The organism is Pseudomonas sp. NFPP02, from assembly GCF_900119355.1.
Lineage (GTDB): Bacteria > Pseudomonadota > Gammaproteobacteria > Pseudomonadales > Pseudomonadaceae > Aquipseudomonas > Aquipseudomonas paracarnis.
Genome location: NZ_FPJI01000004.1, coordinates 114,233 through 128,278, shown reverse-complemented (window position 1 = coordinate 128,278; position 14,046 = coordinate 114,233). Strand labels below are relative to the sequence as shown.

General features: G+C 63.4%; 10 protein-coding genes. All 10 read left to right on the top strand.

Annotated elements, in window-relative coordinates:
* Positions 1 to 31: 31 nt before the first annotated feature.
* The 10 genes from glgA (at position 32) to BT204_RS08665 (ending at position 13,774) form a co-directional block, all read left to right on the top strand.
* A complete protein-coding gene (gene glgA, locus BT204_RS08710) occupies positions 32 to 1,588 on the top strand; it encodes a glycogen synthase GlgA (protein ID WP_072446413.1) in 1,557 nt (518 codons plus the stop codon).
* A 31-nt stretch (positions 1,589 to 1,619) separates the two neighbouring features.
* Complete coding sequence (gene treZ, locus BT204_RS08705) at positions 1,620 to 3,365, top strand: malto-oligosyltrehalose trehalohydrolase (RefSeq protein ID WP_072446411.1); 1,746 nt, start codon at positions 1,620 to 1,622, stop codon at positions 3,363 to 3,365.
* Positions 3,362 to 5,446, top strand: a complete 2,085-nt coding sequence (gene malQ, locus BT204_RS08700) for a 4-alpha-glucanotransferase (protein WP_072446409.1) — start codon at positions 3,362 to 3,364, stop codon at positions 5,444 to 5,446. The genes treZ and malQ overlap by 4 nt, the downstream gene beginning before the upstream one ends.
* Positions 5,443 to 8,193 (top strand): malto-oligosyltrehalose synthase, encoded by a 2,751-nt coding sequence (locus BT204_RS08695; RefSeq protein ID WP_060772955.1) that lies wholly within the window; start codon positions 5,443 to 5,445, stop codon positions 8,191 to 8,193. The genes malQ and BT204_RS08695 overlap by 4 nt, the downstream gene beginning before the upstream one ends.
* Before the next feature lie 23 nt (positions 8,194 to 8,216).
* Positions 8,217 to 8,486, top strand: a complete 270-nt coding sequence (locus tag BT204_RS08690) for a DUF2934 domain-containing protein (protein ID WP_003191595.1) — start codon at positions 8,217 to 8,219, stop codon at positions 8,484 to 8,486.
* A gap of 121 nt (positions 8,487 to 8,607) precedes the next feature.
* Positions 8,608 to 10,767 (top strand): glycogen debranching protein GlgX, encoded by a 2,160-nt coding sequence (gene glgX / locus BT204_RS08685; RefSeq protein ID WP_054897376.1) that lies wholly within the window; start codon positions 8,608 to 8,610, stop codon positions 10,765 to 10,767.
* Between the two features lies 1 nt (position 10,768).
* Positions 10,769 to 11,767: an acyl-CoA dehydrogenase family protein gene (locus BT204_RS08680; RefSeq protein WP_072446407.1), complete on the top strand. Its 999-nt coding sequence runs from the start codon at positions 10,769 to 10,771 to the stop codon at positions 11,765 to 11,767.
* Positions 11,764 to 12,522, top strand: coding sequence for a PIG-L deacetylase family protein (locus tag BT204_RS08675; protein ID WP_072446405.1), 759 nt, complete (start codon positions 11,764 to 11,766; stop codon positions 12,520 to 12,522). Before BT204_RS08680 ends, BT204_RS08675 begins: the two co-directional genes overlap by 4 nt.
* The gene (locus tag BT204_RS08670) at positions 12,519 to 13,118 is read left to right on the top strand and encodes an SAM-dependent methyltransferase (protein ID WP_072434635.1); all 600 of its coding nucleotides are present in this window, start codon (positions 12,519 to 12,521) and stop codon (positions 13,116 to 13,118) included. The genes BT204_RS08675 and BT204_RS08670 overlap by 4 nt, the downstream gene beginning before the upstream one ends.
* Positions 13,115 to 13,774 (top strand): glycosyltransferase family 2 protein, encoded by a 660-nt coding sequence (locus tag BT204_RS08665; RefSeq protein WP_072446404.1) that lies wholly within the window; start codon positions 13,115 to 13,117, stop codon positions 13,772 to 13,774. Before BT204_RS08670 ends, BT204_RS08665 begins: the two co-directional genes overlap by 4 nt.
* Positions 13,775 to 14,046: the final 272 nt, after the last annotated feature.

The window sequence follows — 14,046 nt, the reverse complement described above, 5'->3', positions numbered from 1 at the left end:
CCATTAGCCAACCAACAGATGGGAGTGCATTATGATCAGTGCCGCAGTAGATACTCAGGGAGAGCGTTTTAGTCAGCCGGCAGGAGGGCCAAAGTCTTTGGCCGACCTGCCCAACACTGTGCGGCCGGTCGTGAGTCAGAATCCGAATCGAAAGAAAGTCTTGTTTGTCACTTCCGAGTTCGCGGACCTGGTGAAAACCGGCGGCCTGGGCGACGTCTCCGCGGCCCTGCCCCGCGCCATGGCGCACCTGCATGACGTGCGGGTGCTGATTCCGGGTTACCCGCAAGTGATGGAAAGCGATAACCCGATTCATATCGTCGGTGAACTGGGTGGCCATGCCGCGTTGCCCCCGTGCAAGATCGGGCGCATGGACCTTGCGGACGGCCTGGTCATCTATGTGCTGATCTGCCCCGAACTGTATGAGCGCGAAGGCACGCCCTACGGCGCCAACAACGGCCGCGACTGGCCGGACAACCATATTCGCTTTGCCCGCCTGGGCTTGGCTGCCGCGGACATTGCCGCCAACCTTGCACAAATCCACTGGTGCCCAGACCTGGTGCACGCCCACGACTGGCCTGCGGGTCTGGCCCCCGCGTATATGCACTGGCGTGGGTCACGTACGCCAACCCTGTTCACCATTCATAACCTGGCCTACCAGGGCGTGGTCAGCCTGGCCTCGACGCCCGAGCTGGGCATTCCGCCCCACGCCCTGCAACAGGAAGGCATGGAGTTCTACGGCAAGATGTCGTTTCTCAAGGCGGGCATGGCGTATTCCAGCCATATCACCACCGTGAGCGCCACCTACGCCCAGGAGATCACCACCCCGGAATTCGGTTGCGGCCTGGATGGCTTCCTCGCCAGCAAGACCCAGCAAGGTCTGCTCAGCGGCATTCCCAACGGTATCGACGAAAGCTGGGAGACGTCCACCGACACGCATCTGATCCACAACTTCAATATCGGCGACTGGGAAGGCAAGGCTATCAACGCCGCCCATGTGCGCGAGTTGTTTGAGCTGCAGCCATCCAGTGGCCCGCTGTTCGCTGTGGTCTCGCGCCTGGTCTACCAGAAAGGCCTGGACCTCACCGAAGCCGTCGCCGGTTTCATCGTCGAAAACGGCGGCCAGATTGCGATCATCGGCCGTGGCGAGCCGGAAGAAGAGCAGGCCATGCGCGAATTGGCACTGCGCTTCCCGGGCCAGGTGGGCGTACGCATTGGCTTCAACGAGACCGATGCGCGCCGCATGTTCGCCGGCAGCGATTTCCTGCTGATGCCGTCACGCTATGAGCCCTGCGGGCTGAGCCAGATGTACGCGCAACGCTTCGGCTCATTGCCGGTGGCGCGTAACACCGGCGGGCTGGCGGACACCATTGAGGATGGGGTCACCGGGTTCCTGTTCAATGAATCCACGGTGCAAAGCTACGAAGAGGCGCTGCGCCGCGCCTTCAAGGTGTTCGCCTTCCCCGGTCTGCTCAATGCCATGCGCAGCCGTGCCATGACCCAGCCGTTCAACTGGTGCCAGGCCGTGGAACCCTACGCCGAACTCTACGAACAACTGGTGGCCAAGGCCCTGGGGAAATCGAACAAGTAGCGACTGGAACAACTAAGGGAGGTCTTCATAGATGCCGTCAAGGACTCTGGAAACCTGGCCCCACGGCGCAATCATGCTGGACGCGCACCGCACGCGCTTTGCGTTATGGGCGCCAGACGCATTTTATGTCAGCGTTGAATTGGAACAGGGTAAAACCATCGTCATGCTGCCCCAGGCCGGTGGTTGGTTTGAAGTCGAAATCGCGTGCCCTGCCGGCACGCTTTACCGTTTTAACATCGATGGCGAAAACACAGTGCCCGACCCCGCCTCCAGGGCCCAGGCGCTGGACGTGCATGGGTGGAGCCGAGTAGTCGACCCCCTCGCCTATGAATGGCGCCACAGCCAGTGGCAGGGTCGCCCGTGGCACACGGCGGTGATCTACGAGCTCCACGTCGGCGCCATGGGCGGCTACGCTGCTGTCGAGAAACACCTGCCCCGCCTGGCCGAACTAGGCGTCACCGCGATTGAATTGATGCCTTTGGCGCAATTTCCCGGCGAACGCAATTGGGGCTATGACGGCGTGCTGCCCTATGCGCCCCACGCTACCTACGGCACTCCCGAGCAACTCAAGCAGCTGATCGACAGTGCCCACGGCCACGGTTTGGCCGTGATCCTCGATGTGGTCTACAACCACTTCGGCCCCGACGGCAATTACCTGGGCCAGTACGCCCAGGGTTTCTTCCAGGAGGACGTGCACACACCCTGGGGCGCCGGCATTGATTTCGAGCGTCGTGAAGTGCGGGATTTCTTCCTCGACAACGCCTTGATGTGGCTGCTCGAATACCGCTTCGACGGCCTGCGCCTGGATGCCGTGCACGCCATCGACAACCCTGGGTTTCTGCAGGAACTGGCACAACGGGTACGCCAGCAGGTGGACGGCGGGCGCCACGTGTGGCTGATGCTGGAAAACGAACTGAACCAGGCCAGCCTGTTGCAGCACGATTTCGACGCCCAATGGAATGACGACTTTCATAATGTGCTGCACGTGCTGCTCACCGGTGAAACCGACGCCTACTACAGCGACTTTGCCGAGCAGCCTACCGCCAAGCTGGCGCGCTGCCTGGCCGAGGGGTTCATCTACCAGGGCGAGACGACACGCCATGGCCATGCGCGCGGCGAACCCAGTGCGGATCTGCCCCCCAGCGCCTTCGTCGCGTTCCTGCAGAACCACGACCAGGTCGGCAACCGCGCCCTCGGCGAACGCCTGCACCGGCTGTGTTCGCCCCAGGCACTGAGCGCCGCGACCGCCCTACTGTTGCTGTGCCCCATGATCCCGATGTTGTTCATGGGCGACGAGGTGAATGCCGCCGAGCCGTTCCTGTTTTTCACCGACCATCATGGCGAACTGGCCGAGGCGGTGCGTGAGGGGCGGCGCAATGAATTTGCCGACTTCGCGGCGTTTCACGACCCCGAGCAACGCCAGCGCATCCCCGATCCCAACGCGCTGCAAACCTTTTTACAGTCGATGCCTTCCTTCGTCGAGAACGACCACACCCAGCTCTACCGCCACCTGCTGAGCCTGCGTCACGTGCATGTGGTGCCGCACTTGCCCGGCACCGTCGCCCTGGGCGCGCACGTGCTGGCTGACCATGCCGTCACCGCGCGCTGGCGCCTGGGCAACGGCCGTGTGCTGCAGATCGACCTGAACCTGAGTGAACAGCCCCTGGATCATCCGGCACCCCACCCGATTATTTTCCAAACGCCTGCCCCGCAAGGTGCGCACTTACCGCCCTTGAGCGCACGCGTTTGCTTATCCCCTGTTGGAGACATTCTTTGAGCGAAGCGAACCTGGAAATTCTCGCCAGCCGCGCGGGCCTGGCCGTCGATTGGATCGATGCCAACGGTCGCCCGCAACATGTAAAGCCTGATGCCCTGCGCGCCGTCCTCAAAGGGCTGGGGCACCCGGCCGACAGCGATGCCGAAATCGACGCGAGCCTGCTGCAACTTGAGCAGGCGCAGCAGGACCGGCACCTGCCGCCCTTGATGACCACCGACAGCGGTGCGGGCCTGGACCTGGCACGCTACTTCGCCCCGGACACCCCGTGTCGCGTCAGCCTGGAAGGCGGCGAAACCCTGGAGCTGCGCCTGGATGGCGAGGCCGTATTGCCCGGCGTGATTGCCCTTGGCTACCACCAGGTGCATATCGACGGGCAAACCTTCACCCTGGCCGTCGCGCCCAGCCACTGCTACAGCGTGGCCGACGCGGTGGACAGCCAACCCGCTCGCGCCTGGGGCCTGAGCGCTCAACTCTATGCCTTGCGCCGCCTGGGCGATGGCGGTTTTGGCGACACCCTGGCCCTGGAGCACCTGGTGCGTTCCGCCGCCGAGCGCGGCGCCGACGCCGTGGCAATCAGCCCGATGCACGCGATGTTCAGCGCCGACACTGAGCGTTTCAGCCCCTATTCACCCTCCAGCCGCCTGTTTCTCAACAGCCTGTATGCTTCGCCGGCGTGCATACTCGGTGAACGTGAGGTGCGCAACGCCATCGAAGCTGCCGGGTTGGCCGAGGAGCTGCATGCCCTGGAACAGCTCACGCTAATCGACTGGCCGGCCGCCGCCAAAGCCAAGCAACGCCTGCTGCGCACACTGTATGAAGACTTCCGCCACGGCGCGCATCCCCAGCATGCCGACTTTCAAAGCTTCCGCCAGGCCGGCGGCGAAGCCCTGGAAAACCACTGCCGCTTCGAAGCCATACAGGCCCAGCGTGCCGCCGCGGGTGAGGACCTGGATTGGCGCCAATGGCCCGAAGCCTGGCGTACGCCACAGAGCCCGTCCCTGGCGCAGTTCGCTGAGGACAACCGCGACGAAATCGGCTATTTCGCCTTCACCCAATGGCTGATTGCCCGCAGCCTTGAGCGCGCACAACAGGCCGCCCGTGGCAGCGGCATGGGCATCGGCCTGATCGCCGACCTGGCGGTGGGCGCCGACGGCGGCGGCAGCCAGGCCTGGAGTCGCCAGGATGAACTGCTGGCCGACCTCACCGTCGGCGCGCCACCGGACATTCTCAACCGCGCAGGCCAAGGCTGGGGCATCTCTGCCTTTTCCCCTGAGGGCCTCAAGCGCAATGGCTATCGCGCCTTTATCGAAATGCTGCGGGCCAACTTCGCCCATGCCGGCGGCTTGCGCATCGACCATGTGATGGGCCTGCAACGCCTGTGGGTGATCCCTCTGGGCGCGTCCCCCCGCGAAGGTGCCTACTTGTATTACCCGGTGGACGACCTGCTGAGTTTGCTCGCCCTGGAATCGCACCGCCACCAGGCCATCGTCCTCGGTGAAGACCTGGGCACCGTGCCCGAAGGCCTGCGCGAAAAGCTCAGCGCCCGTTCGATCCTGGGCATGCGTGTGCTGCTGTTCGAACAGAACCATGACGGCCAGTTCAAGCCCATCCTCGATTGGCCCGACAACGCCTTGGCCACCACCAGTACCCACGACTTGCCGACCCTCAATGGCTGGTGGCACAGCCGCGATATCGAATGGAATATCCAGCTGGGCCTGATCGATGCGCCCACCGTAGACCAATGGAGCGAACACCGCCTGCGCGAACGCCAGGCACTGCGCCAAGCCTTGAGCCAGGACCCGCAGAACTTCATCGACGAGATCCGCAACGATACCGACCACATGATCGACGCCAGCGTGCGCTACCTGGGCCATACCCGTGCGCCACTGGTGTTGTTGCCCTTGGAAGATGCATTGGGCATCGAGGAGCAAGCCAACCTGCCGGGCACCCTCGACACCCACCCCAATTGGCGCCGACGCTTGCCCGGCGAAGCCGCCAGCCTGCTCGACAATGACAGCGCCGCGCGTCGCCTCGAACTGCTGGCCGTGGCGCGCAACCAAGCCTATGAGCGTGACCGATGAACGCACTGCCCCTGCGCGCCACCCAGCGCCTGCAATTTCATAAAGATTTTACCCTCGATGACGCGGTGCCACTGGTGCCGTACTTTGCCCAACTGGGCATCAGCCACCTGTATGCTTCACCACTGTTAAGCGCCCGCGCCGGCTCCATGCACGGCTACGATGTGGTCGACCCGACCCGCGTCAACCCGGAACTGGGGGGCGAAGCGGCGTTGCGTCGCCTGGTCGCCGCGCTGCGTGAGCACGACATGGGTTTGATCCTCGATATCGTCTCCAACCATATGGCCGTGGGCGGCGCGGATAACCCTTGGTGGCTGGACCTGCTGGAATGGGGCCGCATGAGTCCCTATAGCGAGTTCTTCGACATCCAGTGGCACTCCCCCGATCCGCTGCTCAAGGGCCAGTTGCTGATGCCCTTCCTCGGCAGCGATTACGGCGAAGCCTTGCAGAACGGCACGCTGGCGCTCAAGTTCGATGCCGCCCAGGGGAGTTTCTACGTCGAGCATTACGAACACCGTTTTCCGATTTGCCCCAGGGACTACGGCTTGATTCTGGGTAGCGACGAGTTACTCAAATCGCTGGCCGAACGTTTCGCCGCCCTCGCCTATCAGCACGACGCCTACGCCGAGGCCACCGAGCTCAAACAAGCCCTGGCCGAACGCGCCAGCGGGCTGCTATCCGCTATTGAACAACGCCTGACCGCATTCGACAGTCGCCAGCCCGAGGGTTTCGAGCGCCTGCATCACCTGCTCGAACAACAGACCTATCGCCTGGCCAGTTGGCGCACAGCCGCAGACGACATCAACTGGCGGCGTTTTTTCGACGTCAATGAGCTCGGCGGCCTGCGGGTCGAACGCGCAGCGGTGTTCGAAGCCACCCATGGCAAGATTTTCGAGCTGATCAGCGCGGGGTTGGTCGACGGGCTGCGCATCGACCATATCGATGGCCTGGCCGACCCGCGTGGCTATTGCCGCAAATTGCGCCGCCGCGTAGACGCGCTGTCACCCCAGCGCCACTTGCCCATCTTTGTCGAAAAGATCCTTGGCGAAGGTGAAACCCTGCGTGAAGACTGGCAGGTGGATGGCACCACCGGCTACGAGTTCATGAACCAGTTGTCATTGCTGCAACACCATCCCGAAGGTTTTGCACCGCTGGCCGAGATGTGGACGCGTCACAGCGAGCGGCCCTCAACCTTCGGCGAGGAAGCGCGGCTGGCGCGCCAGCAGATCCTCAATGGTTCGTTGGGCGGCGACTTCGAAAGCGTGGCCCAGGCGCTGCTGCAAGTGGCCCGCGATGACGTGATGACCCGCGACCTGACCCTGGGCGCCATCCGCCGGGCCTTGCAGGAACTGATCGTGCATTTCCCGGTGTACCGCACCTATATCAGCGCCAAGGGCCGCAGTGCGGCCGACGACAAGGTGTTCCAGCATGCCATGGAGGGTGCACGCAGTACCCTCAACGAAGGCGATTGGCCGGTGCTCGACCACCTGGAGCAATGGTTGGGTGGCCAGCCCTGGCGCAATCGCCCGGTAGGCCGCGCGCGCAAGATGCTCAAGCATGCCTGCGTGCGCTTCCAGCAACTGACCTCGCCCGCCGCCGCCAAGGCTGTGGAAGACACCGCGTTCTACCGTTCGGCGGTGTTGTTGTCGCGCAACGATGTGGGCTTCAGTACCGAGCAATTCAGTGCGCCGTTGGCAGATTTCCATGCGGCCAATCAACAGCGCCTGAAGACCTTTCCCGGCAACCTGCTGGCCACCGCCACCCACGACCACAAACGCGGCGAAGACACCCGTGCGCGCCTGGCGGTGCTCAGCGAGTGCGCCCCCTGGTATGCCGAACAGGTCGAGCACTGGCGTCGTCTGGCCGAGCCCTTGCGCGAGAGCGCCGATAGCCCCTCGGCGGGTGATGAGCTGATTCTCTATCAAGTGCTGCTGGGCAGTTGGCCGCTGGAGCCCAACCCCGATCTGGAGGCGTACCAGCAACGCCTGTGGCAGTGGCAGCAAAAAGCCTTGCGCGAGGCCAAGTTGCAGAGCAGTTGGAGCGCGCCCAACGAGGCTTACGAACAGGCGGTAGAAGCGTTCCTCAAGCGCTTGTTGCTCAGTGAGGCCGGAGCGCCGCTGCGCAGTGCGTTGGACAGCGCTGCGCAGGCCATCGCCCCCGCCGGCGCCCTGAATGGGCTGGCGCAAACCTTGCTTCATCTGACCGTGCCGGGTGTGCCGGATATTTACCAGGGCGATGAGTTCTGGGACTTCAGCCTGGTCGACCCGGACAACCGGCGCCCGGTGGACTTCGCTGCGCGGCAACGTGCATTGCAGGCACCACCGGACATCGGCGAACTGTTGTTCAACTGGCGCGACGGGCGTATCAAACAGGCAGTGATCGCCCAGGTACTGGGCCTGCGTAAAGCCTGCCCCGAGCTGCTGCGCCATGGCAGCTATACGCCTTTGGAAGTGGTGGGCCAGCACGCTGAGCGTGTGGTTGCGTTCTACCGTGAACATCAAGGCAAGCAGTTACTGGTGGTGGTGCCGCGCTGGTCTTATCCGTTGCTTGAAAACGGGATGTTTCCCCAGATCAATGCGCAGGTTTGGGGCGATACTCGGGTGAAATTACCGTTCGCCGCCCCTGCACAAAACTGGAAGGGACTTTTTCAAACGGGCGTAGTCACACCCAACAAGGAGCTGTTGATCAGCGCTGCCCTGGGGGATCTCCCGGTCAATGTCTTTATCAATCCTGATAATCAAGAAAGCTGAAAATTTTCTGTGAGGAGTTTGTGATGAGTAAAGAAGACAAACGCATTCGCGAACTGGCGCATCAGATCTGGGAGTCTGAAGGCAAGCCCGATGGCGCCCACGATCGCCACTGGGAGATGGCGCGCAAGCTGGCGGAAGCCGAGGCGCTGACGCCGAGCAAGCCTAAACCGGCCGCCAAGCCGAAAACCGCGCCCAAGGCTGCGGCAAAGCCCAAACCTGCTGCGCCTGCCGCCGCCAAACCTGCGGCGAAGAAACCCGCCGCCCCGAAGAAGCCCAAACCGCCCGCCCCATGATTTCTCGGGCCTGCAGCACGCATTGCGCGCTGCAGGCCCTTTTCCGTCCAAGCCATGCGCTGAAGCACCGTCAGTACGGCGGCGTTCGGCCCGAAAAAAGACCTTTTGCAGGAGCAACTCGATGAGCAAACCCGACAACACCACAGCGACGCCGGTTCATGAGCCGTCGCGGATCCGTGAAGGTTTGCCCTTCCCCCTCGGCGCCACCTGGGATGGCCTGGGTGTTAATTTTGCGCTGTTCTCCGCCAACGCCACCAAGGTGGAGCTGTGCTTGTTTGACGATACCGGCGAGGTCGAGCTGGAACGCATCGAACTGCCCGAATACACCGACGAGATCTTCCACGGCTACCTGCCCGATGCTCACCCCGGGCTGATTTACGGCTACCGCGTATACGGTGCCTATGACCCGGCCAACGGTCATCGTTTCAACCACAACAAGCTGCTGATCGACCCCTACGCCAAGCAACTGGTGGGCGAACTCAAATGGTCCGAAGCGCTGTTTGGCTACACCATCGGCCACCCGGACGACGACCTCAGTTTCGATGAACGCGACAGTGCGCCCTTCGTGCCCAAGTGCAAGGTCATCGACCCGGCGCACACCTGGGGCAACGACCAACCGGTACGGGTGCCGTGGGACCGCACGATCATCTACGAAACCCACCTGCGCGGCATCAGCATGCGTCATCCTTCGGTCGGCGAGTCGGTGCGGGGCACCTGCGCCGGTCTGATGGAAGATGACGTGCTCAAGCATATTCGCCAACTGGGCATTTCCTCGGTCGAGCTGTTGCCCGTGCACGCCTTCGTCAACGACCAGCATCTGCTGGAAAAAGGCATGACCAACTACTGGGGCTACAACAGCATTGCGTTCTTTGCCCCCGACCCACGCTACCTGGCCAGCGGCAAGATCGCCGAATTCAAGGAGATGGTCGCGCACCTGCACGAGCAAAAGCTGGAAGTGATTCTGGACGTGGTCTACAACCACACCGCCGAAGGCAACGAGCGCGGCCCGACCCTGTCCATGCGTGGCATCGACAACGCCTCCTACTACCGGCTGATGCCCGACGACAAGCGTTTCTACATCAACGATTCCGGCACCGGCAACACCCTGGATCTGAGCCACCCGTGCGTGCTGCAAATGGTCACCGACTCCCTGCGTTACTGGGCCACCGAGATGCACGTGGACGGCTTCCGCTTCGACCTGGCGACCATCCTCGGGCGCTACCGCGACGGGTTCGATGAGCGCCACAGTTTCCTCGTGGCGTGCCGCCAGGACCCGGTACTGCGCCAGTTGAAACTCATCGCCGAGCCCTGGGACTGTGGCCCCGGCGGCTACCAGGTGGGCAACTTCCCGCCGGGCTGGGTGGAATGGAACGACCGTTTCCGCGACACCGTGCGTGCGTTCTGGAAAGGCGACGACGGCCAACTCGCAGACTTCGCCGGGCGCATGACCGCCTCGGGCGAGATGTTCAATCACCGCGGGCGCAGGCCGTACAGCTCGGTGAACTTCATCACCGCCCACGACGGCTTCACCCTGCACGACCTGGTGTCGTACAACGACAAACACAACGAGGCCAACGACGAGAACAACCAGGACGGCAGCAATAACAACCTGTCCTGGAACCACGGCGTCGAAGGCCCTACCGACGACCCGGAGATCAACGCGCTGCGCCTGCGCCAGATGCGCAACTTCTTCGCCACTTTGCTGCTGGCCCAGGGCACGCCAATGATCGTCGCCGGGGACGAGTTCGCTCGCACTCAGCACGGCAACAACAACGCCTATTGCCAGGACAGCGAGATCGGCTGGGTCAACTGGGACCTGGACGATGACGGCAAGGCCCTGCTCAAGTTCGTCAAGCGCCTGATCAAGCTGCGCCTGGCGTACCCGATCCTGCGGCGTGGGCGCTTCCTGGTGGGCGACTACAACGAAGACATCGGCGTGAAGGACGTCACCTGGCTGGCGCCGGATGGCAACGAAATGACTACCGAGCAATGGGAAGACAGCCAGGGCCGCTGCCTGGGCATGTTGATGGATGGCCGCGCCCAGGAAACCGGGATTCGTCGTGCCGGGGCCGACGCCACGTTGCTGCTGGTGGTCAACGCCCATCACGACCTGGTCAATTTCCGCCTGCCGCCGGTGCCGGAGGGCGAGTTCTGGACATGCCTGCTCGACACCAACGACCCGGCTGTGCGTGGCCAGGAACGCTTTGATTTCGAGCATGAGTACGCGGTCACCGCTCGCTCGCTGCTGCTGTTTGAACTGCAGCACGAAGGCGAGGTGTGAAATGGCGTTGCACGGTTTCCTTCAGGGCTACCGGGGCTATGCCGACACGCAAGCCCTGGGTAATGCCCTGAGGGCCCTTCAAGAAGAAGGCCTTGATCAACTGCCGTTGCCGGGCAGCGGCCAGACCCTGTCCCGCTTGAGCCAATTGGCCCAGGTGGCCGGGCATGACCTGCGCCTGTGCAAGTTGTTCGAAGGCCATACCGATGCCCTGGCGATCATTGCCGAACTCGACAGCCCCTTGCCGCCGCTGGGCAGCACCTGGGGCATGTGGGCGGCCGAGCCGCCGACGGCCAAGGTGCGCGTGCGTCGCGACGGCCAGCGGCTGCTCGTCGAGGGGCGCAAAGCCTGGTGTTCCGGTGCGGCGGTGGTCAGCCATGGTTTGCTGACGGCCTGGGACGAAGAGGACCGCCAGCAATTGGTGGCCGTGGCGATGGATCAACCGGGCATCAGGGTGACGGATGAGGGGTGGAAGGCGGTGGGCATGGCGGCGACCGGTAGCGTCGACATCCTGTTCAGCGCCGCCAGGGGAATTGCCGTTGGCGGCCCAGGCGACTATCTGTCCCGTCCGGGCTTCTGGCACGGTGGGATCGGCATTGCCGCGTGCTGGTACGGCGCGGCGCAACGCCTGGGTGAAGTGCTGCGCGCCCAATGTGCCAAGCGTGCGGAGCCCCATGCACTGGCCCACCTCGGCGCGGTCGACAGCGCCTTGAACAGCGCCGCCTGCGTGTTACGCGCCAGCGCCGCGCAGATCGACCGCCAGCCTCGCGCCGATGCGCGACAACTGGCGCAACAGACGCGCGCCTGTATCGAGGACACCGTCGAGCAGGTGATCCAGCATGTGGGCCGTGCGGTCGGCGCCGGGCCGTATTGCAAGGACCCGCACTTTGCCCAGTTGATGGCCGATTTACCGGTATATGTGCGGCAAAGTCATGCCGAACGCGACTTGGCCGCCCTCGGTGAGCAGGTCGCCGGCGAGCCCACAGGGAGATGGGCGCTATGAGGCCCAATCCGATTGTTGGCCAGGGCACGCCGTTGAGTCACTGGCAAAACAGCGCACGATTGGCCGAATTGCAGCACATCAGTGTGGCGCAGTTGGTGCCGCCAGGGCATCGAGCGGTGATCGTCGCCCCGCATCCGGATGACGAGGTGCTGGGCAGTGGTGGCCTGCTGCAAGGGCTGGCTGCGCTGGATCGCCCTATCCAGTTGATCTCCGTCACCGATGGCAGCGCCAGCCACCCTGGCTCCCGGCGCTGGCCGGTGGAGCGCCTGAGCGTGGTGCGTCCGCAGGAATCGGCCCAGGCCTTGCACCGCCTTGGCTTGCCGCTGCACAGTTTGAAATGGCTGCGCGGCGGGTTTACCGACAGCCATGTGGCCGAGCGCGAAGCCCAGCTTTGCGAGTTTATCCAGCGCCACCTCAAGCCCAACGACGTGGTGTTCGCCACGTGGTGCGAGGACGGGCATTGCGACCATGAGGCCGTGGGCCGCGCCAGTGCCCAGGCAACCAAGGCCGTCGGCGCAGTGTTGTGTGAGCTACCGGTGTGGACCTGGCACTGGGCCACCGCCGAAGACCACAAGGTGCCCTGGCATCGGGCGCGCAAGATCCCGCTGACCGCCGAGCAAGTGGCACGCAAACGCCATGCGATCCACGCCTTCGCCAGCCAGTTGGAGGGCGACCCGCAAATCGGCCTGCCTCCGGTGCTGGCGCCCTATGTGGTGGAGCGCTTGCTGCAGCCTTTTGAGATGGTGTTCGTATGAGTGTGGCAACCCCCTACTTCGACCAGTTGTTTGCGGGTAATGACGACCCTTGGGCTTTTCGTCAGCGCTGGTACGAACAACGCAAGCGCGCCCTGACCTTGGCCATGCTGACGCGGCCGCGCTATGCGTCGATATTCGAGCCGGGTTGTGCCAACGGTGAATTGAGTGCCGAGCTGGCCCCGCGTTGCGACCGCCTGCTGTGTTGCGACACCGCCACCGCTGCGGTGCGTCTGGCACAGGCGCGGCTGGAGCATTTCCCTCATGCCCGCGTGGAGCAGCGTCGCCTGCCAGAACAATGGCCCGGCGGGCAATTCGAACTGATCGTATTGAGTGAGCTTTGTTATTACCTTGATGTCGATGATTTTAATCGTCTGATCGATTGCGCCCTCGCCGCCTTGACCGCTGACGGGCAAATTCTGGCCTGTCATTGGCGAGTGCCCATTGACGGTTGCCCGCAAACAGCCGAACAGGTGCACGCCGTGCTGCAACAGCGTCTGGGTGTAGCACCGTTGGTGCAGTACCAGGACCCGGATTTCCTGCTCGACCTGTGGAGCCTCGATGGCACCTCGGTCGCTCGCCATGAGGGTTTACGATGATCGGTATTCTGATCCCGGCACATAACGAAGAAGCCCTGTTGGATGATTGCCTGAGGGCTGCGCGGATCGCCGCCAACCACCCGGGCTTGCTGGGTGAAGCGGTACAGATTCTGGTAGTACTCGACAGTTGCAGCGATGCCAGCGCGGCGATTGCCCAGGCCCACCAGGTGCATTGCCTGCACGTGCAGGCGCGCAATGTCGGCCACGCCCGCGGCGTGGGTGCACGGTACTTGCTGGAGCAAGGCGCGCGGTGGATTTCCTGCACCGACGCCGACAGCCGTGTCGCCCCTGACTGGTTGGTGGCCCAACTGGCCCAAGGCTGCGACGCGGTGTGCGGCACAGTCACCGTGGACGCCTGGAGCGACGGCTTCGACCCGGCCGCGCAGATTCGCTATCAGCAGGCCTACCAGGCCCGCGATGGGCATCGGCATATCCACGGTGCCAACCTGGGCGTGAGTGCCCGCGCCTACGTAGAGGCCGGTGGGTTTGAACCGCTGGAATGCCATGAGGATGTACAACTGGTACGTGAATTGGAGCGTTGCGGTGCCTCCATTGCCTGGAGCCATGCGCCGCAAGTGGTGACCAGTGCGCGACTGGATTGCCGGGCTGAGGGTGGATTTGGTGATTACTTGAAGAGCTTGATGCGGGCTGGGTGAAAACAAAATCGCAGGCAAGCCAGCTCCCACAGGGATCCGTGCCAGGCGCAGATATTGTGGGCAACATAGCCCCCTGTGGGAGCTGGCTTGCCTGCGATGACGTCAGCCCAGCAAACATCGCATCAAAGTTGTGCAGATACCCATGCCTGTCTATGCTCCTAACGCCTTGCATGGCATTCCTTGATTGGCATGCTGCGCACTCACCCAGCGGAGCCTGCGGTGAAGACAAGAGCGTCGTCCCGTCAACGGAGCACGACCCGGTATCAACCGAC

Coding starts and splice junctions, on each gene's coding strand:
- glgA (WP_072446413.1), top strand. CDS start 32: ATGATCAGTGCCGCAGTAGATACTCAGGGAGAGCGTTTTAGTCAGCCG.
- treZ (WP_072446411.1), top strand. CDS start 1,620: ATGCCGTCAAGGACTCTGGAAACCTGGCCCCACGGCGCAATCATGCTG.
- BT204_RS08695 (WP_060772955.1), top strand. CDS start 5,443: ATGAACGCACTGCCCCTGCGCGCCACCCAGCGCCTGCAATTTCATAAA.
- BT204_RS08690 (WP_003191595.1), top strand. CDS start 8,217: ATGAGTAAAGAAGACAAACGCATTCGCGAACTGGCGCATCAGATCTGG.
- glgX (WP_054897376.1), top strand. CDS start 8,608: ATGAGCAAACCCGACAACACCACAGCGACGCCGGTTCATGAGCCGTCG.
- BT204_RS08680 (WP_072446407.1), top strand. CDS start 10,769: ATGGCGTTGCACGGTTTCCTTCAGGGCTACCGGGGCTATGCCGACACG.
- BT204_RS08675 (WP_072446405.1), top strand. CDS start 11,764: ATGAGGCCCAATCCGATTGTTGGCCAGGGCACGCCGTTGAGTCACTGG.
- BT204_RS08670 (WP_072434635.1), top strand. CDS start 12,519: ATGAGTGTGGCAACCCCCTACTTCGACCAGTTGTTTGCGGGTAATGAC.
- BT204_RS08665 (WP_072446404.1), top strand. CDS start 13,115: ATGATCGGTATTCTGATCCCGGCACATAACGAAGAAGCCCTGTTGGAT.